We start from the raw sequence: 22,032 nt of genomic DNA, 5'->3' as shown, positions 1-22,032 counted from the left end.
TTGACACGCATTGGCCATTTTTTGTTAAATTTTCTACCAATATAAAAACATTAGACTCAACAACTTATTTAAAGCTACACATGCTTATTCAAACAAATTTATCAATAGTAAAGGGTGAAAATGGGAGGAATATTACAATCGATTGATTGCGAAAACTCAAAAACAATGCCTCCCTTTACATCACCCTCCAGTGAACGATCAAATGCACCGCATACTTAAGTTTCTGGCATTACTTCTATCATGTGTTTAATTTCAGCGACGATCTTGGCTGGACTCTTCCATAAGATAAAGTGCCCTTCACCTTCAACTTGAACCAGTTTCTTTAACTTTCCAGATAAGTGATGCATGGCAAACTTTGAGTTGTTTGGGTCCGCAATGGTATCTTGGTCACCATGGATCAGCGTCACGGGCATGTTATCTAAAAGCTGCCAGTTTTTAGCACTCAATAATGATAATTCATCGGCAAGAGTCATCATTTCACCATTCGACATAGACCAGTTTTGATTCAAAAACAGACCGATTAACCAAGTATCAGCGAGTATGTTATACCATTTGGGCGTTTCTAGTTCTGGGTCAAAAGCTGGGGCAACAAACACCAAGCCATTAACTAATTCGGGCATTTGCAGGGCCAACGAAAGTGCTATTGGTCCACCAAGAGAATGACCTACCAGAATATTCTTTTTGTCACTCGCAAGCAGTGGCTGAAGATATTTCGACTGCTGACTAATTTTCGTTTCGAGACGATTAGGAGATTGACCATAGCCTATTCGGTCCACAGATATCAATTGCGCATGATCTAAAAGCCAAGGATCAGATAAATAGTTTTGATACCCTTCTTTACTGCCAGGAGAGCCATGAATAAAAATCAAGCGATAGTCACTTGATGGATTGCCCAGTTCAACATAAGCAATGCCCTCTTCGGTATAGTGCGTTTCTGTATCTAGCTCAGAAGCCAGAGAAGATTTCATCGAAAGCCCAGCCAGAAAGCTAACAATAGTCGCGCAAACCACTTGTTTTCTCACACTTTGTTTCCTTATGTTGCTTACACTCTTGTCATTCAGCTCGCACAAATGCGCTGATAATGATGAGACCGGAGGATAAGCGTAATACATTCAAATTAATGTAGAAAATACTGAAATCACAATGCGCGTTTTTATTATCTTGGCTAGCTTGCTTTCAACTGCCTGCGCCACTTCACCAAGCAGCGATAGCCTAGACTCGACTCAAAGACTTAAGGCCGATGCCAGAATTACACTTGGGATGAACTATATGCAGCGAAGTCATATGGTGAAGGCCAAACAAAATTTTCAGATGGCGCTTGAGCATGCCCCAAAGTATTATCGCTCACACATTGCGCTGGCACGTTATTTTGATACTGTCTCTGATTATGAAAAAGCGCATAAGTGGTATAAAAGCGCGCTACGCAGTGAACCAAACAATGGCCAAGTGCTTAATGATTACGGCAGTTTTCTTTGTAAACGCTCGCAATTTAAGCTGGCTCAAATGCAATTCACAAAGGCGGAGGCACTAGACGACTATTATCACATTGCCGATGTTTATGAAAACTCAGCTCTATGTTGGTTAAAAGAGGGCAAACCGGAACAAGCTATCATCCACTTTCGCCACACCCTTGCCCGCGATCCTAATCGGCCACAAACTCTGTTAAATCTGGCGAAACTGGAAATAGAGCACGGGGAGCTTAACCAAGCATTAAAACATCTGGACCACTTCACTACTACATTTGGTCAACATCCGCTTTCGATAGCGCTTTTCAAGACTCTGGAAGAAAAACAGTCTAAGACAAACTAGCGCTGAGGTTTGTTTCGTTGCTGCATAGGCGTTTTGCGGCGCTTTTTCACCCGCGAAGCGCGATGAATTTTAAGATATTCGTTGCGTACAACAAAAACAAAGCCCACCAAACCAAGCAAAAAAAGCAGTGCAAACAACACTAGTAAAGTATCACACAACCATTTTGGCTCACACGACATATAGATTTCGAATTCCATCAGCCTAGCATCCTCTGTCGTAAGTCGTGAAGCCACTACATTACCGATCAGGATAGCCGTATTAACTGATTTAAGCCGCCGATATGCCTTCTTATTTCGAATCGGTTAGATCTTTCACTATCATAAACAAGCGTGCATCTAGCTCCAATTGGTGATAATCAGGCTCCATATGGCAGCAAAGCTGATAGAACGCCTTGTTATGCTCTTTTTCTTTAAGGTGAGCCAGCTCATGGACAACCAACATTCTTAATAATGGTTCTGGCGCTTGTTTAAACACACTGGCGATTTTTATTTCATTGTTGGATTTGATTTTTCCACCATGTACTTTCGCTACATAAGTGTGTAACCCTAACGCATTATTGATCAGGTGTATTTTGTTATCGTAAGTCACTTTTCTAAGCAGCGCGGTCTTTTTCATATAGCGATTTTTAATCGCCATGGTGTAATCAAATAGCGCTTTCTCACTTTTAATCGTATGTTGGTCAGGATAACGCTGGTTAAACCAAGCTGCCAAGCGCCCATCTTGGTACATTTTTGTCACTGGGGTAATAATATGTTCTGGATAGCCTTGGATATAGCGAAGCGCGGGTTCCATACTTATCCTCACTTTGCGCATCATTGAGTGAGCGCTATTCTAATCGATTCACGCTTGCCATTCATCTGTTATTGATTACACTCTTGGGTTACTCAATCAGTAGGAACACCCCATGAAACGACTTGTCCTGTATGTCAAAGACAAATGCCCGCATTGCAAAGAAGCGCAGCGTTATCTTGACGCCAAGGGCTATCAATACCGTTTAACCAATGCCAAAATGCAGCGCGGCCGCAAAGAGCTCGACGCTATTGGTGCACGCTCTCTGCCGGTGCTAAAGATTGGTGACCGCTATATGGTTGGCTGGAACCCGAGTAATTTTGAGAAGATGTACCGAGGCTAAAGCCTATGCCTGCTTAGCTGAATTGGCGCTATTAGGGGTAAGCGTAGCGTGAAAAACTTTATTAAGTTTTTCAGAGCTGACTGGTTTGGTAATAACGTCCGTGCAGCCTTCTGAAATCATTTTCTGACGTGTATGCTCGAACGCATCGGCAGTACACCCTATGATAATCGGTGGATTATCTAAGTTTAGTGAAGATATGGTTTTGGCCGCTTCTATCCCATCCATTCCTGGCATATGGTTGTCCATTAACACACAGTCAAAGTGGCGCTGCTGAACTCGTTCAACGGCGAGTAGGCCATTTTCAACCACTTCATATTCAAAGCCTTTGTTGGCAAGAAATTTTCCCAATACCACCGCATTTACACGCGTATCTTCGGCAATAAGGGCGCATAATCCGGTACCATCAAATTCTGGTACAGCCTGCTCTGTTACTTTCTCAGCCAACATATTGGTTAAAGCAACAGGTAACACAATCGTAAACTGACTACCTTTACCCATGACACTGCTCAGCTCAATGGTTCCCTTCATAGCCTTCACTATATGTTTAGTAATAGAAAGGCCAAGCCCTGTACCACCAAACCGTCTGGTCGTGTCGCCTTCGGCCTGAGAAAATGGGTCAAATATCGCCGAATGTTTCTCTTTGCTGATACCAATACCCGTATCTGACACTTGTATCGTCAACTCACCTTGGCTTTCTTTTTCGATCAGTGAAACAGACAGACCGACCGTTCCCTGCTCAGTAAACTTCACTGCGTTACTTAATAAGTTCTGTAAAATTTGGGAGAGGCGAGTCTCATCTGCTCTCAAAGCTTTCTCGCAAGGTTGAAAATATTCGCATGAAAATTCGAGATCCTTGTCTAAACAAAGCGGCTGATACAATCTTTCTAGTCGTTCCACTAGTTCTTTAAGATGGAAATCTCTTTGTTCGAGTTCAAGCTTGCCTGCTTCAATTTTAGAGAAGTCGAGAATGTCATTCAGTACATTGAGCATGTGCTTACCTGAAGCCACAAACGTATCGACATACTCATGCTGCTCCTCGTTAAGTGGAGTGTTACTGAGCAATTCACCCACACCTAATATGGCGTTCATTGGTGTCCTTAGCTCATGACTCATCGCCGCTAGAAATTGTGACTTAGCGATATTAGCAGCTTCGGCTTCAACCGCTTTAACTTTTAAAGAAGCTTCCAATTCCACCCGCTGGGTAATATCACGTTCAACCGCCATAAATCCCTCAACCTGACCATCTTTTGTATATAGGGGCGTCAAAGCGATTTCGATCCAATAAGCCTGACCGTCTTTACTATAATTGACCAATTCGAAAAAGCCTGATGTGCGGCGATCGATGGCGTTACGTATTTTACGAGTCGTTTCTTTATCCGTTTTATCACCTTGTAACAAATCACCGGGTTTTTTACCCATTAAGTAAGCTTGCGAGTAACCAGTTAATCGTACAAACGCACCATTAACCCAAGTCATTCTGGTGTCTAAATCAGTGATTACGACAGCATCTCGCATGTACTTAACAACACGAGCAAGCTGAGCAGATTCTGCTTCTCTCGCTTTTAACTCGATCGACTGTTCATAAAGTTGATTCTCCGACTCGGCTAAAGTTCGAAATGGTGAAACCAATACCTGTCGACCAAATGCAAACATCACCAATAATGAAATACTTATGGCAATTGCCATACCAACGACAAGGCTTTGAGTCAGATTGGATTCGGCATCACTCACTAACTGTGGGGAGACAGAATAAAGCAAGGAAAGTTCGGTTCCTTCAATTGGAAACCTATCAACTTGCCAAGTATTGGGTGGGCTCATCTGCCAATTCAACCTGTCTTGAGCAATACCAAACCAATGCATATTGTCTGTGCCCAGACTTTCAAAGAAATGACTTTCGGCGACCGGCGTTATATAAGTTCCTAAACCTTCAGCATAACCATTATACAAAACAGGTGACGTAAGTAGCAGGAAATCACGCCCATCACTTTTAAATAAAGAATAAGACACACTTTCCATAAGGCTTTCAGTCTTTACACCAGAAGCAATAAAGTTTTCAACAACTTGAGGAAAGCTATTTTCTTGGTAAATCACACCTCCAGAAAAGTCATAGATATTGACGTGCGCGCTTGCACCAGTACCTTTGATTAAGGCCAGCTGATCAGAAAAGGCCTCATTATTCGATATTCCTTCCAATGTCGCTCCCTTCACTACAGGGTGAGAAGTAACACGTTCTAATCTTTGCTCATGCAACTTAAAGAACTCAAAAACATAACGTTCTATGGCAACAAATTTTACTTTCAAACTCTCATTGATAAGTATCTGAGCCGTTTCACGGGCTTGATGTTGGATGAATAAAAAGCTAGCGAGCATAAATACAGAGGCCCCAACAATAAGAAATACACTAAAGAGGTGCATTCCATTTTTCTTATCAAATTTAAACATGCTCCTTTTGTGCCTTCTGAAGGTTAAATTGAGTTAGGTAAGAGCTTGACCGCATCTTTTTCGTCATACATGGCCATACAATAATCTTTGCTGCCGAGTGCTTCATGAGCATCAAAATTATCATCACTAAATGGGGCATAAGGTTTTTGGTATGTTTTTACTAAACCTTGAACAGGCTTGTTCATCGATTCTAGGGCGACTTTTATTGCCGTTCTGTTAGCTTGAGCATCTTGGGTAAGTGTGACCTTATTTGTCGCTGCAATTAACACACTTGCGATATCATAACCATGAATGAAGCCAGCCGGTGCCTTAATGTTAGTGGTTTCAAAATAGGCAGGAAACATGGTCTTAGCTTTTTCAAATATCGCTTGATTAAAGCTGTTGCTTTCTGAGCTATAAAAGTTAAAACAAGATTGGATGAAGCGCAGTTGTGCCTTTTCCCTAATTTCGTAAGGTACATTTTGCGCAAACTGGCCACCAGTAATGCCCCAATGACTGTAGACTGGCATCTTAATACCCATCTCTGACACACTCTCAATAATGAGCTTTCCTTCACGACTGTTGGCAACCAATAGTGCACAATCACCACCGCTAGATTGGGCTTCTCGGATAAGAACTCTCGCATCAATATCCTTGATTCCCCAATCAAACCAACTGGTTTTCACCTTATTTTTAAGCTCTTCAGGCAGTGCAGCCATCATCGCCTTGTGGTTAGACTTTCCCCAACCAGTATTTTCCAGCACTAAATGAGGCTGTTTACACTGGTTGTTTAACGCATAGTTAACCAGTATCTTTCCGACTTTGGAGTCATCAACAGATAAGCGAAAAACATAATTATCTTCAGCCGATGGATAACGAGTAATCGGCGTTCCCGCAGCCCATGGGACCAGTGTTAGAATCTTGGATTTATTGATGTATTCCCGATACTTAATAAGAGGAGGCGAATGTAAACCCGCCACATATACTAAACCCTGACTATCTTCTAGAAAGCGCTGCATATTTTTTTTACTTCTTAGCACATTGCCCCTGTGATCAGCTGTGACAAATTCTACTGGCACCCCTGCAATTTGATCGCCGTGTTGAGAAAAAGCTACCTTAATACCATGCTCAATGGAGAGTGCTGACTCTAGATGCCCTGTCCTATCAGCATCAAGGTAGATCCTGACAACATCCGGTTTACTTGCATGTACGGCAAATGCTGTTAATACGAAAATCAAGTTCCAAAACAGTCTAACCATAGCTTGTATCTACGCCTTCCATTCTTAGCTTCTCCATCTAGACTAGGAAAGTACGGTCATTTTTCCAGTAATTTATTGACTTACTAATATAAAAAAGTTCGTATTTGATGGTAAAAACCGCATCTAAACATACTGTTTAACGAAGTCAATAAAGGTTCTGTCTGCTATAGATAGGTATCCATTCCTTCGCCATGCAAGTGAGAGCCGAATGTGTACAGGATCGTCAAAGGGTATGGCAACGACATCCGCCTCATTGTCTGTAACCAGCTTAAGAAGTGCGGTAATGGCAAACTCATGCTTTACAACGCTTAAAATCAGTGGAAGTAAATTGGTTTCAAAAGAAAGTTTAATATCTCGCTCATATAAGCGTGCTTTATCTTCAACGAAATCTCGGTGAAAATAGCCAGATTTAAACATAACAAGTTCATGGTTAAAAAACTCTTCAAAACTGATGTATTCTTGGTTTGCTATTTTATGCTCGGGACCAACTACTGCCACCATTTCTTCATCTGATAAGTAGTCTGTCTCTAAATCATCAGGGACGTCATGGTCATCAATGACCCCTATATCCAAATCGCCATCCAAAAGCATCTGGCGAATAGACCGAGTACCCGCATCAATCAGCGTTATTTTCAGGTTGGGATAATGCGCTTTGAAAGCCATTAGTACTTGGGGGAAAAAATAAGAACCCATCATACTTGGGGCTCCGAGCCGTACTTCTCCTTTTTCAAGCCCCCTCAACTCATCAATAGCCAGTTTAGCGTCATCAATGTGTTGCAACACACGTTTTGCATATTGATACAGCACATTGCCTTCTTCCGTTAACGAAACATGTCGATCATGTCGACGAAACAACTCAACTCCCAATTGCTGCTCGAATTTTTTTATCGACATGCTCAAAGCTGGCTGGGCAATATGAAGCTCACGAGCGGCTTGGGTGAAATGTTTGAATTCAGCCACTGCAACAAAATGCTTTAGATGCCTAGTATCCATCATCTCTCCATAAGCATTACTTATCAACTCTATATAGTTAATATATTTTATTAATCCTCACTTCACCGATATCTTGATCACAGTAACAGGCGTTTTTAATGAGGTAGTTAACCCTATGATTACTATCGGGACTAATGATTATTGGCGGGTAATGATCACTCTCGCCCTAGGTTCTTTCGTTGTTTTCTGTAACCTTTATCTGTTCCAACCAATGCTACCTCATATGGCAGAGCAGTTCTCAGTCACGGAAACCCAAGTTAATTGGCTGTTTGCAGCCACCACACTTGTTCTATCTGTTAGCTTGGTACCTTGGGCTGTAGCATCAGAGTCCATTGGTCGTAAGCCGGTCATGTTGATTGGGCTGTTTTCGATGCCACTTATATCTGTCGGTATGCTACTACTACCATCCTTAACAGGTCTTGTTGTTTTAAGAGCGATGATGGGAATAGCGATTGCTGCATTTGCATCCGTCGCGGTTGCGTACATGGCTGAAGAATTGTCCAGTTCAGCATTCAACCAAGCCATTGGTGGATACATTGCTGCAAACTCTCTAGGTGGAATAAGTGGCCGAGTGATAGGGGGAGTAATCACAGAGGTCTTTGGTTGGGAGCAAGCGGTAATAACTATGGCAATTATCACCTTCTTTGGAGCTCTACTTGTGATGACTTTTCTTCCAAAGCAAAAGCACTTTACGCCTCAATATGGTTTACTGAGGTATCACAATCGAGCGGTAATCAAACACCTAAAAAATAGAACAATTGTACTCGCTATGCTGATTGGTGGTGTTAATTTTGCCTTATTTGTTAATTTATACTCTGTGATGGGCTTTCGTTTGGTAGAAGCTCCGCATTTTCTTCCTATTGGATTGGCTTCGTTGATCTTCCTCTGTTATCTGCCCGGGACAATTAGCTCGAAACTCACTGCTATTTGGGGCCGCCATTATTCACCGATAAAAGGCATAATGATTGGCACGCTAGTAAGTTTTTCTGGTATGGCGATTGCTCACTTTGAAAGCATACCGCTCATGGTGCTTGGTATGTGTTTGATTAGTTTTGGAGCATTTTTCACCCACACCTTAGCCTATTCATGGGTGAGCCAGAAAGCTACGAATGCCAAGGCCACAGCAACCGCTTTATATCTAGTCCATTACTATATTGGCGGCAGTCTAGGTGGTTTTTTACTTATATATTGCTGGCAACACGGTGGTTGGTTAATGGTCATGGGGGGAAGCTCACTTCTTTACACTGCCATACTTTTACTGTGCCACCAACTAAAACAGAATTCAATTGATGGCTCAAAAGCCGTTCAACTTAATCGCTTACAGCAATAGTGCTAATCTGCTATCCTTGGCTGCCAGTACAAATTAAGTAATACAATGACAAATAAAGATACAGTTCAGATTGCTCAGCAAGTAAATCAGTGGCTCAATGATGTAGTTATAGGCCTCAACTTATGCCCATTTGCTGCTAAACCACAGCGTAATAATCAAATTAAAATATTCATTAGCCAAGCAAGAGAAGAACAACACCTTTTGGAAGACATACTGACTCAATTAATGGAGCTAGAGAAAAAACCATCTACGGAATTAGAGACAACGCTTGTTGTCGTCCCTAATATGCTTTGCGATTTTGACGACTACAACTTATTCATTGATTGGGTTGAAGCACTAATACGCCAGCAAAAATGGCAAGGTGTCTTCCAGCTTGCGACGTTTCACCCTAACTATTGCTTCGCTGGCACAGAACCAGAAGATGCAGAGAACCTAACCAACCAATCACCATACCCAATCTTCCACCTTATTCGGGAAGAGAGTATGGAAAAAGTGCTCCAACACTATCCCAACCCAGAGTCTATTCCTGACACCAACATTGAAAGAGTGGAAAGCCTTTCTCAATCAGAAAAAATAAAACTATTCCCATATTTATTTCAACAAAATCAGTAATGCAAGAGCATTTGACTTTGATGTTTACCAATCTTAAACGCTTTAACTAACTTGATACTGTTATAATGCGATCGCGACCCTGTTTTTTGGCCTCATACAAAGCGCTGTCAGCGCGATCGATTAAATACTCGAGTACCGTTCTTTTACATTCAAGATTTTTCTTTTGGGCGAAATCAAAATGGCAGACACCAATCGATATTGTAATGGGGCCTCTATCTAACACGACTTCAGAGACAGATTGATGTAGCTTGCTGAATATTTGTTCTCTCTCATCAACGCTGCGCTCAGGAAGCCAAACTACGAACTCTTCACCACCAAAGCGAGCGATGAAGTCCATATCTGTCAGCCTAGATTTGAGTGCTTGAGCGGTTTTCTTCAATACATCATCGCCCACTTGGTGACCATATTTGTCATTGACCTGTTTGAAGTGATCAATGTCTAACACAGCGATAGACCCTTTTCCTTCCGCCAAAAGCATCCGTTCTATATCTGAATGAATGGTTTTAAACATGCATCGGCGATTAGCAACTCCCGTAAGCGCATCATTAAACGCCTGATACTCCAGCTTAACATTGAGTTCTTTTAAGCGTTCCTCTTGCTTTCGTCTTATTAGCTCGACTTCGATCCAAGACGCCATGAGCTTGAGTGCATCAATATCGACTTCAGCAAACGATCGCTCGTAAGGTATGGCAGATGAAAAATTCAAGGTGCCAACCACCTCATCGTCAATAAAAATTGGCACCCCGATATAAGACTCCAAACCAAACGCTTCATAAGCAGGATGTTTTGCATATCTGTCATCTTTACCCATATTTTCAATCGCAACGGGGCCAAAAGAACTACATGTAATTTGGCAGTAGGTAGCATTATAATCAAACGTATCACCAGGATTGAGCCCCATTCCCTCAGGCGTCACGCAGTGCAGTACGGTATAAACATCGTTTTCAACACGCGATAGTATCCCAATATCTAGGTTAAAACGTTCTAAACCAAGCATAATGAGTTGGGTAATTTGGATATCGAAACCTTTCTGGTAATCATTTGTGATCTGATACAGACGTCGGATTACTGTTTCGCTGGTAGCTACCATCTCAATACCTATATTTTTAGTTAGATGTGGCGTATTTTTATTAACATCATTATCAAAAGAATAGCATGCGCTTCCCTTATTAGTGAGGTCGTACCATTATTTTTTTTGGCTTTGATGGCACCTTGAGTGACGCTTTGATACTATACAAGAAATTTTTCGTATTTTGGTTTAATCATGCGCTTATCCAAGCTTACTCAAGATATTTTTGATCATCTCTATCGTGATATTACGGAGTTTCGTACTACTTTTGACTTACCCGTAGATAGCCCTGACACCCTAGATTTACAAGCCGACATACTGCATACCTCACTTGCTATTGAAGAGATGACTGAGCTAGCAGAAGCGGACAATAAAACCGAGCAAGCCGATGCCATTATCGATAGCGTTTATGTTCTCATGGGGCGTTTAGTACATTTGGGGGATGCAGCGATAGAATCCAATCTTGCGATTACATATCTCATCGACTTATTACTTAACGTCGCAGAAAATCGTGGCATTAATTTTATTCCATGCTGGGATGAAGTTCATTCAAGTAATATGAGTAAGGTTTGTCGCAATGAACAAGAATATGCTGACACCGAATCTCATTATGCCGAGCAAGGTATTAAACTAATGGCGGTTCAAAAAGGCGATTATATCATTGCTAAATGTGCCGAAGACTTTGTGTCCGAGTCGAAAATGATACGACAAGGCAAAGTATTAAAGTCTGTTTACTATCGCCCCGCAGATCTAGCGCCACTAACGGTATAAAGCATACTTGCAGCCACCCTAAGAGACTCCAAAAAACCATACTTAGAGTGGCTATGATACCTTATGTGAAAAACAACACAGGCTCGCCCTTAACTTGTGCTAATTCCACTCTGGTTTTAAATACGCGAGAGAGTTCATCTGGGTCACATACTTCTTTGACAGAGCCATATGCTTGCATCACTCCTTTCTCTAGTAACAAAGCACAATCTGCATTTCTTATTGTACGATTGAGATCGTGATTGGACATAATGACTGATATTCCCATATCTGCTATCTTACGAATTAATCTATACAAGAAAACTTCCTGTCCAATATCAAGTGCAGCGGCAGGCTCATCCAGAATGAGTAGTTTGGCATCAGGGTTAAGTGATGGCCAGACTTGAAGACATATTGCACATAACCTTACGCGTTGCCACTCACCACCGGATAATTCATGTATTGAACGGTGCAATTTATCTGTAATTTCAAGCAACTCTGTTAGCTCTTGAACAACGGCCTCAGCCGCTGTTGTGAGCTTCTGATACGCAGTAGGAAGTGACAAAGATAGATAAAATGACACGTCGAGATTAAATGCTGGACGATCATTTTGGCTTAAAAATGCACGGCTAATAGCCAAAGTTTCTAGTGAGCTTTCCCCGACGTTTATATCATCAATGAAGACATCGCCGTGAAAGTCTAATAGGCCAGCGACACAAGCCAATAACGTGCTTTTTCCACTTCCATTAGGACCAATCACATGAAGCACTTCACCCTTATTTAGGCTAAAAGAAAGGGGCAGAAGACGAATGCCGAGCGACAAATTATCAATGCGAATCATGATGTTTTACCAGAATCCAAATAAATATCGGTGCGCCAATACTTGTAGTGACAACCCCCAAAGGAAGCTCTGCTGAGTGTAAAGCGATTCGAGCAACAATATCGGCACACACCACTAATGTTGCACCCATGATTGCAGATACAGGTAACAAGTATCTATTGTGTGCACCCAGTACCAATCTAACCATATGAGGAACAATCAGGCCAACGAAACCGATAACTCCCCCTAAGGCAACCGCACCACCGACCAGTACAGAGACCGAGAGAATAAGTTTCCAACGAATAGCATAAACATCAATCCCAAGCTGTTTCGCATGCTGTTCACCCATCATAAGTTTATCCAACATGTGGCCTTGAATACATAACCAAACTAATACGGGTAATAGAAATAAACTAAGCACATGATGATACCAACTAGCGCCCCCAATTCCGCCCATAAGCCAATACATGAGTTGACGTAAACTTAAATCATCGCTGAAGTAGAACGCCCAAGTAACAATAGCGCCAGTGAGAATCCCTAGTGTCACTCCAACCAACAACAAACGGGTTGTGGTGAGCTTCATCATTGTTGCAACAGACACCAAAAAAATTGTAAATAACAAGGCGCCAATAATAGCGGCAATCATAAAGCCAATAGGTGTGGCCCACGCAGGCCAAAGAAAAAGAAGAAGAACCATGACAACACTGGCCCCTCCAGATAGGCCTAATACTCCCGGTTCCGCAAGCACATTACCTAACAGTACTTGTAGAACACCTCCTGAAACCGCAAGAGCGCTGCCAATAATCATTGCAGCAAGCAACCTAGGTAATCTCAATTCAGTAACGAGCTGCGTTTGAATCGTCGTTAAATGTGAAAACGGCGAGATAAACATATCACCAACCATAAGGTGGATGGCAGAAACAGTAATAAGGATGACTAATGACACCAGAGCGAAGCGCTTCCAGCGAGTATGTTGATAGTTAAGAAGTTGGCTTAAGTGCATTCGATTCAAGCTTTAAGAGCAAGTATGGCTGAGTATATACAATAATCGCTCAACCATACCCTGACGCCGCCAAAATAGAAAGTAAGAGTTAATTCCTAGACATCAATCGTAGACAAGCTGACCAGATTCAAAGCGTGTTTTGACTGGGCAAACCATGAGAGCTGCTCTCTGGCCAATAGCAACATGTCGATTAGGAAAAACTATCGCTTCCCCTTCATTTTTAGCCATAAGTGGCTTGTCGCCGTCATGGCCAAACACTTCTCCGTGCTTAAACGACGTGAAATTTGCCACATCATCATCAAAGAGAAAATTAAAGTTTTCATTAAGCCGAACGATAGTCCGACTCACTCGATACATCACTGGTTGACGTGGAAGATGCTCTGAATCAGTTGACGCAATCAAATCACGTGTTGCTAACTCAAATGCAGCCAGCTTGTTAAGGTCATTATGGCCAAGACGAGCCACCTTTCCTAACTCTACCGTAAGCGCCTGTGCAGCATAATTCTCTGCGCTGTACCAACTAAAAGTACTTGAAGGAGCATTTGAAAACATCATAGCTTCCAAATGGGCACTTGCTGAAAAATCAATCAGCGCTTTACTTCGAACTGAATGACGTGTTTTAGGGCTCACACCGAAAGTGTAATGCTTGGAAGACCGGATGGCGCAATGTAAATCCAAATGCCAACGTTTATCTTGCGGTGTCTCTTGGTAAAAAGAAGAGACTACTCGTTTCAAATTTTCAGCAATCACGAGTTCTTTTGTTGCTGAGTGTTCTTTGTCATCGAACAAACGATTGAGATTCATTTCAACAAAGCGGGTATGTTTATTGGTCGATTCTGGATGAGCCACAATGAACAGTAAACGCTCTTTGACTGGCTGAAACCCTGTTTGAATATCTGAAACAATTTTATCGACGATTTCCATAGGCGCCGTTTCATTGCCATGAATACCACAAGATAGAATAATATGTTTACTGCTTTCATCCAGTTGCGATGGTATGACTTCTAGTACTCCCCGCTCATGGAGTTTAAACAAGGTGCCGTTAGCAACAATCATCTCACCAGCTAACATGGGTTGATCTAGATCTAGGCTGTCAAAAAGAAAAGATTGGCGAAAGAGGCTTTTCGTCATGCGCTACTCCTTTATTGCACAGCGGGCATGTTAATGAATTGTTGAAGAAAATTATGTTGACATGATCTCAGTTATAGCGAGAAAAGTCATATTTATTAATAATAATTGTGCGGCATCACCGTAAACAGCCAGCACGAGGTAGTGTCTAGGCGGCTTACTGTCAATCATATCATATTTGTGGTGAATGAAACCCCACTACAAAAAACTTGAGATTATCTCAACTTAACCTCCGTACAACTGTCTAGAAAGCATACCAAAAGACAGAAAAACGGGCATTATTACCATTATGATAATAAAATTGACGACAAAATTAAGATATTATTGAGTTTTTGGCTATCTTTTGAGGTGGATACAAGCCCAAAGCGCTGTAACCTATTGAAATTTATAATACGACTTGTTTGATGGCACAAAGCCTGCTTAATCTGCAGAGCAAAGTTTTTTCGTACATGGAGGTTTGTATGTTTGCCAATCAAAAATCGAAAAGAAATAAACTCCCTAAACCAACTTCTAAAGCACCAAAACGCGTTCCATTCTCACTGACATAGCGATTAAAGTAGACACAGGCCTCAATGTTCGGGGCCTAAAACTTAAAACCTCAAATACAGATCACAGATTTTTGTCTCATGTTGATAGATTCTCTAGTCATCGAAAGGTTTGTTGAGGACATCATCATTGTCTGAAGAAAAAACACGTGTGATTGTTATCGCTGGGGCAACTGGCCTGATTGGCACTGAATTAGTCAAGCAAATGCTAGAAGCAGAGCCAATCACACATATCTATGCCTTAAGCCGACGATCTCTGCCCTTTTATCACCCAAAACTTGAAGTAATAAAAGATCCACATCTGCAAGTAAAAGATTGGCCATCGGAAAATCCATCGCCCAAATACGGGTTCATTTCTCTGGGCACAACCATAAAGCAAGCTGGCTCGAAAAAAGAACTAGAACGTATTGACTACCATTTAGTCTGTGACGTTGCCCAAACCATGAAGCGATTAGGCGTCACACATATTGCTATTGCGTCCAGTTATGGTGCTTCTACACATGCTATTTCTCATTATTTACGTTGCAAACGCAAGATGGAAATGGCGATTGAAACTATGGGGTTTGAGCATGTCACATTCGTCAGGCCCGGGCCTTTGGTTGGGTTAAGAGACACTCCACGAAAAGACGAAGCAGTTATTCAATTAGTTCTCAAATCAATACGACCGCTGATGTTTGGAAAACTGGCTAAACTAATCCCAATTCAAGCGAGTGAAGTGGCAAAAGCAATGCAATGTAGTGTGTTTTCTAATTGCGAGCATAAGATAAGAACTCTCGATAGCATTCAAATAAGAAACCTCATCAATCGTTATCAATAATTAACAGCAGGTCTGCTTGTACAAAGAAACACTATCCTGACTGGTTAATAACTTATTGTTATATGTAATACCCAATGTTCATTTCATTGCGACCTGGCAATTCACTATCGTTGATTGCAGCATCAAATATTGTCATAAACTTCGTTACTAAAGGTTAACACTATGTTATTTGCATCTATCGCTTCTTTGGCGGTATTTGTCGCGCTTCTTATTTTTATAATGCGGCAACAAAACAAAGAAACCAGTTTGTCACGATTGGTTCTAACCGGTTTAATCGTTGGCAGCTTATTTGGTCTCATACTCCAGCTTACTTTCAGTCAAGAAACTCATGTCATCAATCAGACTCTTGAGTGGATAAATATTGTCGGCAGCGGCTATGTAAGTTTATTGAAAATGGTTGTCATGCCACTTGTATTAGTATCTATGATATCGGCTGTGGTAAAATTAGAAAAAGGCGGTTCACTCGGAAAAATTTCTGGACTAACCATTTCAATATTACTGGCTACCACTGCGATCTCTGCATTAGTCGGTATCATGATTACTCAAGCTTTTGGGCTGACAGCACAGGGTTTAGTTGAAGGAGCCAGAGAAACTGCCCGTATTGCTGTTCTGGAAAATAGAGCTGGCGCGGTCAGTGATCTTACTATTCCACAGATGTTAATCAGCTTTATTCCCACCAACCCGTTTGCCGATCTAACAGGAGCACGTTCTACTTCCATTATTGCGGTCGTAATATTTGGTATTTTAACTGGTATTGCTGCACGTAAAGTGATGATAGAAAAGCAAGAGCTTGAAAAGCCGATAAGTGTATTTGTTGATGCCACTCAGTCAATTGTCATGCGACTCGTAAAAATGATTATGGCACTTACGCCATACGGAATTGCCGCATTGATGGCAAAAGTCGTTGCGACTTCAAGTGCCAATGACATTCTTAACTTACTTGGCTTTATCATAGCGTCTTACGTTGCAATAGCACTTATGTTCGTTGTTCATGGAATTCTGGTTTCTTTCGTGGGTGTCAGCCCCAAAAGTTATTTTCAAAATATATGGCCTGTCCTTACTTTTGCCTTCACCTCACGAAGCTCTGCAGCAACTATTCCACTAAATGTCGAAGCGCAAATCAACAAGCTGAACGTTCCACCAGCAATTGCTAACCTATCTGCATCATTCGGCGCAACCATAGGCCAAAATGGTTGTGCAGGGATCTACCCTGCCATGCTTGCTGTGATGGTCGCACCAACTGTAGGTATTGATCCGACAGATATACACTTTATTTTATCTCTTATCGGGATCATCGTAATCAGTTCATTTGGGATAGCAGGTGTTGGCGGCGGCGCTACTTTTGCGGCGCTGATAGTATTACCAGCCATGGGCCTTCCTGTCACCATCGCAGCACTACTCATTTCCATCGAACCACTCATCGATATGGCACGCACCGCTTTAAATGTCTCTGGAGCAATGACAGCCGGTACCATCACCAGTCGACTGATTGGAGACGAATCCTCTGATAAAGAGCCAGAAGTACAACAAGCTTAACTTAAGCCCACTAAGCCTCGAACCTAAATGTTTGGGGCTTTTTATTTAAAATAAAATACCTCTTGTTTCATCTCTATATAATGCCGAATTTGTAATTTTGACCTATCCTCGATAAAGGAACCTTAAACTTAGCCCCTAACGATACTGTGTATTATGCTCCGAACACTTTATGTAACAGCATTAGTATTACTGTCCTTCGTCTCGCGAGCTAGTCTACCTTTGTATGATCCTTGGGGAGAACTCAAGTTCATGACCGAAGAATACCCTCCCCTAAATTTCACTGATGACAACGGTCGCTTAACTGGTCTGTCAGTAGAGGTTTTACTGGGAACAGCGAGATATGCTAAATCAGGACTTAGCAGAGAAGACATCCTAATTCTTCCTTGGGCAAGAGCTTATAAAGGCACACTTAGACGCAAAGGGAGTATACTATTTGCTACATCGCGTAAGCCAGAGAGAGAAGCTTTATTCTTGTGGGTAGGCCCGATATCCAAAGGAACACCTTCTTTTCTCATTGCTAGAAAAACCAGTAACATAAATATCATCTCAGAGACCGACCTAGCCCAGTATCGTATCGGAGTGATCAGGGGGGATAGTTTAGAAAAGCGCGTCGAAAAATTGAAAGTCCCAGAAGACAATATCATACGTTCACATGATCCTGCGCTGCTTGCCCAACAGCTTGTAAAAGAGCGTATCGATCTCTGGGCTACCAACTGGCAAGGCGCTGAAGCTGTATTAAACGATCTCAACGTTTCTATCAGCTTGGTTGAATCCGTGTATCAATTTAAATTTAATGACAACTATTTTGCGGTAAACAAAACTACACCTATTGAGGTTGTCAACCAGATGCAAGCCGCGTTAGATGAATTTAAAAAAACACCTGAGTACCAAGCATTAGTCGATGAGTTTAAGTAATTATCTAACTTCAATTAATCCCCCACTCACTGAGAAAACAGCTTCCTTCGTTTATCAACTGATATACAATACTCATGGTGAAAAATCACAAAGACAGAGCAATAAGCCAATGAGTAACAAAGAACAACCAACATTTTTCTTCTTCGACTATGAGACATGGGGGACAAGTCCAGCTCTCGATAGGCCATGCCAGTTTGCTGGTGTGCGCACTGATATGGACTTCAATATTGTTGGTGAGCCTCTGGTTATTTACTGTCAGCCTCCTTCAGATTATTTGCCTTCACCGGAAGCAGCCCTGATCACAGGTATTACGCCACAAACTACCGTTCAACATGGTTTACCTGAACCAGAGTTTATTGCTCAAATTCACCGTCAACTATCTGTTCCCAATACGACTAGCTTGGGTTATAACAATATCCGATTTGATGATGAAGTTACTCGCTATACCTGTTACCGTAACTTCATCGACCCTTACGCTTGGAGCTGGCAAAACGGCAATTCACGTTGGGATTTACTGGATGTTATGCGAGCCTGCCATGCACTTCGGCCAGAAGGTATCAACTGGCCAGAAAATGAAGAGGGTTTTACTAGCTTTAAACTCGAACATCTTTCTGTTGCCAATGGTATAGAACACGAAAACGCCCACGATGCGATGGCTGATGTGATTGCAACCATTGAAATGGCCAAAAAGCTCAAAACCGCCCAGCCCAAGCTGTTTGATTACTTTTTAAACATGCGCCATAAGCGCAAGCTCAATGAGCTAGTTGACATTGTTAATATGACACCACTGATGCATGTCTCTGGTATGTTTGGGCGTGAGTGTCAATATACAAGTTGGGTAGTACCATTAGCATGGCATCCAACCAATCAAAATGCCCTGATTGTAGTCGACTTAGCTAAAGATCCTCAGCCACTTTTTGAGTTTGATACCGAGCAGTTAAATCAGCGACTATACACTAAACACTCAGACCTCGGCCCAGATGAGCTTCCTGTGCCCATTAAGCTGATACACCTAAATAAATGCCCTATCCTAGCACCAGCAAAAACACTGACGGCTGAGAACGCAGAAATCATAGGTATCAACCGTGAACAATGCCTGAAAAATCTTGAACTTATCAAACAAAACCCTGAGATTAGAGAGAAACTTGTTGCGCTTTATTCAGAAGAACGAAAGTACGAAGCAAGTCACAACGTAGATTCACAGCTATATGATGGTTTTTTCTCTCCTGCAGACCGCAGCTCAATGAACATTATTAAAGAAGCAGACGCAGAGAAATTGGCTTCGTTAGACATCTCTTTTTACGATAAACGTATTGCCCCACTCTTGTTTCGCTATCGAGCAAGAAACTTCCCTTCAACTCTGAGTGACAGTGAACAACGTCGATGGGCAAGCCACTGCCAAGATTATTTTGCCAACCATATTGAAGACTACATGCTCAATTTGGAAAACTTAGTTCACAAATATGAAGATGACGAAAGCAAACTTGTTATTTTAAAATCTATCTATAAGTACGTTGAGAAGTTAGTTTCGTAAAGCACCTATTCTCTGAACCCTAACGAAATGCAGGCCATTACACTATTACAATCACTCAGGCATGCAAAATCAGCAAATGCACTAGACAACAGCCTCTGGTGTATTTGTGTTTATAGTTAAGTTGTAATTGTTAGGCGGGCTCATCATGACAGCAACAATTCTCAAATATGTCGTATCCATGGGGTTAATCTTACTGTGCTTGCTCATAGGCAACCAGGTTCAATCCCTGCTTGGTGCTTCCATACCCAGCAGCATTATAGGCATGCTAATTCTTTTCGTACTTCTCAGTAGTGGAGTCGTTCCCTCTGAATGGGTACGCCCTAGTGCCACTTTGTTCATTCGCTATATGGTGCTGCTATTTGTCCCAGTGAGTGTTGGTTTGATGGAACATTTCGATATGCTTTATACCAATGCATTTGCTGTACTCGCCAGTGTTGTTGGCGGTAGTTTTATTGTGCTCATCACATTGGGCTTGATGCTGGATCGCGTACTCAAAAAGGGCAACAAATAATGTGGCTAATCTTAACCTTGATCGTATTTTTCTCAGCCCGATGGATTAGCCAAAAGCTAAGAAATCCATTGATGAACCCACTATTGATCAGTCTTGTTGTTATCATACCTTGCCTTATTTATTTCAATGTGCCTTTTGATACTTACTATGAAGGCAATCAATGGATTAACTATCTACTTCAACCTGCTGTAGTCGCACTCGCTTACCCTTTATATGAGCAGCTACCTCAGATACGTTCTAATTGGCGTATTATTATGCTGTCATGTATTGTTGGCAGCGCTATGTCTATGTTTACGACTACGCTTATTGCTTCCTACCTGAAAGCTGATCTGAGTCTAGTTGCCAGTTTACTTGGCAAATCAGTCACCACTCCTATCGCAATGGAAATTTCAAGTCATCTTGGTGGAGAGCCATCTATCGCCGCGATCTTAGTTATGTTAGCGGGTTTATTTGGAGCCATTTGTGCCTACCCCATCTATGAGCTTCTTAACATTACTCACCCTATTGCGAAAGGGCTTACAATGGGCACGGTATCTCATGCACTTGGCACCGCAACCTGCGCTGAAAAAGATGGTCAGGATGCCGCTTTTAGTTCCCTAGCCTTGGTTCTATCGGGTGTCATAACATCTATTATCTCACCGGTATTTTTTGCACTAGCGATATGGCTAGCGGCATAGATTTGGTTAAGAATCTTTAAATTGTATTAATCTCAAATCAAACATTGTTTATATTTGCGCAATCGTTACCCTGTGTGAGATCACTCAAATAGTGTAATTTACATATATATTACACTTTCAATGTCGATCTTTATCACAGTAAAATTCTCCTCTTGGCATAAAATGGTCTGCCGCATCAAAGTTCGCCACATTGATAAAGAGCGTGTGGCACCGAGATGTTTAACAATGTCATCACAAGGATTTATTAATGAGAAGCCGCATTGAACATGCACTGGCAGAAACACCTGCAAGCATCGCAGACTTCCTATCTCCTATTCTATTGGCTGAAAACTTTGATGCTACTCTATCAACAGAACAATATTCTAAGCTTATGGATTTATCAGGGCTTGCTGATCAAGACTTGAGAGTCGCTTTACTCCCTTTTGCCGCTGCCTATGCTCATGCTTCGATATCAAATTTTTATGTTGGCGCGATTGCTCGAGGCTTATCTGGACGTTTATATTTCGGCGCAAACCTTGAAATTTCAGGAACTCAACTTGGCCAGACCGTACACGCTGAACAATCTGCCATCAGCCATGCATGGATGAAGGGTGAGAAAGGCATTTTAGATATCACCATTAACTTTAGCCCGTGCGGTCATTGCCGCCAGTTTATGAATGAACTGATCACCGCTGATAGGCTTATGATTCAGCTACCAGCTCTCAGTGAGAAACCACTTCACAGCTATTTGCCAGATTCTTTTGGTCCCGCAGATCTTGGCGTGACTTCTGGTTTAATGGCTGACACTGATCACCAACTTGTATCTGAACACAATGATGAAATGATTGCATCGGCGGTTGCTGCGCTAAATAAAAGCTACGCACCATACACAAAGAATCATAGTGGAGTCAGCATCAAGATCAAAGATGGCAAAATTTACCAAGGTGCCTACGCTGAGAATGCCGCTTTCAATCCTAGCTTGCCCCCGCTTCAAGTCGCTCTTTGTCAGCTCCTACTAGATGGAAAGTCGTTTAGTCAGATAGAATCCGTTGCATTGGCAGAAAAACTGGATGGTTCGTGCAGTCATTTAGATACGACACAATCTACTTTGGACACTATCGATCCCGACATTCCATTAAGCTATATAAGCCTTTAATATATTGAGGATAGAGGTGGATAAAAACCACCTTTGTCT

The 22,032-nt window shown here is 41.9% G+C and carries 22 protein-coding genes; 12 read left to right on the top strand and 10 right to left on the bottom strand.

Translation table 11 applies throughout. From position 1 onward, the window contains the following. Positions 1-215 precede the first annotated feature (215 nt). On the bottom strand, positions 216-1,022 hold the full coding sequence (locus tag FIV01_RS06760) for an alpha/beta fold hydrolase (protein ID WP_172971821.1): 807 nt from the start codon (positions 1,020-1,022) through the stop codon (positions 216-218). 121 nt (positions 1,023-1,143) lie between these two features. Here FIV01_RS06760 and pilW point away from each other — a divergent pair, with 121 nt between their 5' ends. Beyond that, entirely contained in the window at positions 1,144-1,809 is a 666-nt protein-coding gene (gene pilW / locus FIV01_RS06755) for a type IV pilus biogenesis/stability protein PilW (protein WP_152430314.1), read from the top strand. On the opposite strand, the gene FIV01_RS06750 is transcribed toward pilW, so the two are convergent. Next, positions 1,806-2,006: a hypothetical protein gene (locus FIV01_RS06750; RefSeq protein WP_152430313.1), complete on the bottom strand. Its 201-nt coding sequence runs from the start codon at positions 2,004-2,006 to the stop codon at positions 1,806-1,808. The genes pilW and FIV01_RS06750 overlap by 4 nt on opposite strands. Before the next feature lie 91 nt (positions 2,007-2,097). Further along, a complete protein-coding gene (locus tag FIV01_RS06745; protein ID WP_152430312.1) occupies positions 2,098-2,601 on the bottom strand; it encodes a M48 metallopeptidase family protein in 504 nt (167 codons plus the stop codon). Positions 2,602-2,713: 112 nt separating this feature from the next. Here FIV01_RS06745 and FIV01_RS06740 point away from each other — a divergent pair, with 112 nt between their 5' ends. Continuing rightward, positions 2,714-2,941, top strand: coding sequence for a glutaredoxin family protein (locus tag FIV01_RS06740; protein WP_152430311.1), 228 nt, complete (start codon positions 2,714-2,716; stop codon positions 2,939-2,941). Between the two features lie 3 nt (positions 2,942-2,944). On the opposite strand, the gene FIV01_RS06735 is transcribed toward FIV01_RS06740, so the two are convergent. From FIV01_RS06735 to FIV01_RS06725, 3 genes are all read right to left on the bottom strand, one after another. Next, on the bottom strand, positions 2,945-5,383 hold the full coding sequence (locus tag FIV01_RS06735) for an ATP-binding protein (protein ID WP_152430310.1): 2,439 nt from the start codon (positions 5,381-5,383) through the stop codon (positions 2,945-2,947). A gap of 23 nt (positions 5,384-5,406) precedes the next feature. After that, positions 5,407-6,621 carry an ABC transporter substrate-binding protein gene (locus FIV01_RS06730; RefSeq protein ID WP_152430309.1) on the bottom strand — a complete coding sequence of 405 codons (1,215 nt, stop codon included), beginning with the start codon at positions 6,619-6,621 and terminating at the stop codon, positions 5,407-5,409. A 123-nt stretch (positions 6,622-6,744) separates the two neighbouring features. Then, entirely contained in the window at positions 6,745-7,614 is an 870-nt protein-coding gene (locus FIV01_RS06725) for a LysR family transcriptional regulator (RefSeq protein ID WP_152430308.1), read from the bottom strand. A gap of 115 nt (positions 7,615-7,729) precedes the next feature. Between FIV01_RS06725 and FIV01_RS06720 the strand changes: the two genes are divergently transcribed. Together FIV01_RS06720 and FIV01_RS06715 are read left to right on the top strand one after the other, a co-directional pair. Next, positions 7,730-8,944, top strand: a complete 1,215-nt coding sequence (locus FIV01_RS06720; protein WP_152430307.1) for an MFS transporter — start codon at positions 7,730-7,732, stop codon at positions 8,942-8,944. Between the two features lie 45 nt (positions 8,945-8,989). Then, positions 8,990-9,556, top strand: a complete 567-nt coding sequence (locus FIV01_RS06715; protein ID WP_152430306.1) for a DUF1415 domain-containing protein — start codon at positions 8,990-8,992, stop codon at positions 9,554-9,556. A 46-nt stretch (positions 9,557-9,602) separates the two neighbouring features. On the opposite strand, the gene FIV01_RS06710 is transcribed toward FIV01_RS06715, so the two are convergent. Continuing rightward, entirely contained in the window at positions 9,603-10,652 is a 1,050-nt protein-coding gene (locus FIV01_RS06710; RefSeq protein ID WP_415846723.1) for a sensor domain-containing diguanylate cyclase, read from the bottom strand. Between the two features lie 168 nt (positions 10,653-10,820). Between FIV01_RS06710 and FIV01_RS06705 the strand changes: the two genes are divergently transcribed. Then, positions 10,821-11,396 carry a nucleoside triphosphate pyrophosphohydrolase family protein gene (locus FIV01_RS06705; RefSeq protein WP_152430304.1) on the top strand — a complete coding sequence of 192 codons (576 nt, stop codon included), beginning with the start codon at positions 10,821-10,823 and terminating at the stop codon, positions 11,394-11,396. Positions 11,397-11,457: 61 nt separating this feature from the next. Here FIV01_RS06705 and btuD read toward each other — a convergent pair whose 3' ends face one another. From btuD to FIV01_RS06690, 3 genes are all read right to left on the bottom strand, one after another. Next, positions 11,458-12,213 (bottom strand): vitamin B12 ABC transporter ATP-binding protein BtuD, encoded by a 756-nt coding sequence (gene btuD, locus FIV01_RS06700; RefSeq protein WP_152430303.1) that lies wholly within the window; start codon positions 12,211-12,213, stop codon positions 11,458-11,460. Beyond that, entirely contained in the window at positions 12,200-13,195 is a 996-nt protein-coding gene (gene btuC, locus FIV01_RS06695) for a vitamin B12 ABC transporter permease BtuC (RefSeq protein ID WP_152430302.1), read from the bottom strand. The genes btuD and btuC overlap by 14 nt, the downstream gene beginning before the upstream one ends. 102 nt (positions 13,196-13,297) lie before the next feature. Continuing rightward, positions 13,298-14,326, bottom strand: coding sequence for a succinylglutamate desuccinylase (locus FIV01_RS06690; RefSeq protein ID WP_152430301.1), 1,029 nt, complete (start codon positions 14,324-14,326; stop codon positions 13,298-13,300). Between the two features lie 672 nt (positions 14,327-14,998). Between FIV01_RS06690 and FIV01_RS06685 the strand changes: the two genes are divergently transcribed. The 7 genes from FIV01_RS06685 to cdd all read left to right on the top strand — a co-directional run bounded on the left by FIV01_RS06685 (position 14,999) and on the right by cdd (position 21,993). Continuing rightward, positions 14,999-15,685 (top strand): NAD(P)H-binding protein, encoded by a 687-nt coding sequence (locus FIV01_RS06685; protein ID WP_152430300.1) that lies wholly within the window; start codon positions 14,999-15,001, stop codon positions 15,683-15,685. A 162-nt stretch (positions 15,686-15,847) separates the two neighbouring features. Next, positions 15,848-17,221 (top strand): L-cystine transporter, encoded by a 1,374-nt coding sequence (locus FIV01_RS06680; RefSeq protein WP_152430299.1) that lies wholly within the window; start codon positions 15,848-15,850, stop codon positions 17,219-17,221. Between the two features lie 249 nt (positions 17,222-17,470). Then, positions 17,471-18,136: a substrate-binding periplasmic protein gene (locus FIV01_RS06675; RefSeq protein WP_216649459.1), complete on the top strand. Its 666-nt coding sequence runs from the start codon at positions 17,471-17,473 to the stop codon at positions 18,134-18,136. A gap of 109 nt (positions 18,137-18,245) precedes the next feature. Next, the gene (sbcB, locus tag FIV01_RS06670; RefSeq protein ID WP_152431677.1) at positions 18,246-19,670 is read left to right on the top strand and encodes an exodeoxyribonuclease I; all 1,425 of its coding nucleotides are present in this window, start codon (positions 18,246-18,248) and stop codon (positions 19,668-19,670) included. Positions 19,671-19,815: 145 nt separating this feature from the next. Next, entirely contained in the window at positions 19,816-20,181 is a 366-nt protein-coding gene (locus tag FIV01_RS06665) for a CidA/LrgA family protein (RefSeq protein WP_152430297.1), read from the top strand. Further along, positions 20,181-20,858 (top strand): CidB/LrgB family autolysis modulator, encoded by a 678-nt coding sequence (locus FIV01_RS06660; RefSeq protein WP_152430296.1) that lies wholly within the window; start codon positions 20,181-20,183, stop codon positions 20,856-20,858. The genes FIV01_RS06665 and FIV01_RS06660 overlap by 1 nt, the downstream gene beginning before the upstream one ends. Positions 20,859-21,105: 247 nt before the next feature. Next, on the top strand, positions 21,106-21,993 hold the full coding sequence (gene cdd, locus FIV01_RS06655; RefSeq protein WP_152430295.1) for a cytidine deaminase: 888 nt from the start codon (positions 21,106-21,108) through the stop codon (positions 21,991-21,993). Positions 21,994-22,032: the final 39 nt, after the last annotated feature.

The sequence above is a fragment of the Vibrio aquimaris genome (assembly GCF_009363415.1).
GTDB lineage: Bacteria > Pseudomonadota > Gammaproteobacteria > Enterobacterales > Vibrionaceae > Vibrio > Vibrio aquimaris.
Note: the sequence above shows the minus strand (reverse complement) of the source record. Positions and strands in the feature narration are given on the sequence as shown.

Bases quoted from the DNA above. Each gene is read 5' to 3' on its own strand.
- FIV01_RS06745 (WP_152430312.1), bottom strand. From the start codon at position 2,601: ATGGAACCCGCGCTTCGCTATATCCAAGGCTATCCAGAACATATTATT.
- FIV01_RS06725 (WP_152430308.1), bottom strand. From the start codon at position 7,614: ATGGATACTAGGCATCTAAAGCATTTTGTTGCAGTGGCTGAATTCAAA.
- FIV01_RS06720 (WP_152430307.1), top strand. From the start codon at position 7,730: ATGATTACTATCGGGACTAATGATTATTGGCGGGTAATGATCACTCTC.
- FIV01_RS06740 (WP_152430311.1), top strand. From the start codon at position 2,714: ATGAAACGACTTGTCCTGTATGTCAAAGACAAATGCCCGCATTGCAAA.
- FIV01_RS06750 (WP_152430313.1), bottom strand. From the start codon at position 2,006: ATGGAATTCGAAATCTATATGTCGTGTGAGCCAAAATGGTTGTGTGAT.
- pilW (WP_152430314.1), top strand. From the start codon at position 1,144: ATGCGCGTTTTTATTATCTTGGCTAGCTTGCTTTCAACTGCCTGCGCC.
- FIV01_RS06680 (WP_152430299.1), top strand. From the start codon at position 15,848: ATGTTATTTGCATCTATCGCTTCTTTGGCGGTATTTGTCGCGCTTCTT.
- FIV01_RS06715 (WP_152430306.1), top strand. From the start codon at position 8,990: ATGACAAATAAAGATACAGTTCAGATTGCTCAGCAAGTAAATCAGTGG.
- btuD (WP_152430303.1), bottom strand. From the start codon at position 12,213: ATGATTCGCATTGATAATTTGTCGCTCGGCATTCGTCTTCTGCCCCTT.
- btuC (WP_152430302.1), bottom strand. From the start codon at position 13,195: ATGCACTTAAGCCAACTTCTTAACTATCAACATACTCGCTGGAAGCGC.
- FIV01_RS06660 (WP_152430296.1), top strand. From the start codon at position 20,181: ATGTGGCTAATCTTAACCTTGATCGTATTTTTCTCAGCCCGATGGATT.
- FIV01_RS06735 (WP_152430310.1), bottom strand. From the start codon at position 5,383: ATGTTTAAATTTGATAAGAAAAATGGAATGCACCTCTTTAGTGTATTT.
- FIV01_RS06730 (WP_152430309.1), bottom strand. From the start codon at position 6,621: ATGGTTAGACTGTTTTGGAACTTGATTTTCGTATTAACAGCATTTGCC.
- FIV01_RS06705 (WP_152430304.1), top strand. From the start codon at position 10,821: ATGCGCTTATCCAAGCTTACTCAAGATATTTTTGATCATCTCTATCGT.
- cdd (WP_152430295.1), top strand. From the start codon at position 21,106: ATGAGAAGCCGCATTGAACATGCACTGGCAGAAACACCTGCAAGCATC.
- FIV01_RS06665 (WP_152430297.1), top strand. From the start codon at position 19,816: ATGACAGCAACAATTCTCAAATATGTCGTATCCATGGGGTTAATCTTA.
- sbcB (WP_152431677.1), top strand. From the start codon at position 18,246: ATGAGTAACAAAGAACAACCAACATTTTTCTTCTTCGACTATGAGACA.
- FIV01_RS06690 (WP_152430301.1), bottom strand. From the start codon at position 14,326: ATGACGAAAAGCCTCTTTCGCCAATCTTTTCTTTTTGACAGCCTAGAT.
- FIV01_RS06675 (WP_216649459.1), top strand. From the start codon at position 17,471: ATGACCGAAGAATACCCTCCCCTAAATTTCACTGATGACAACGGTCGC.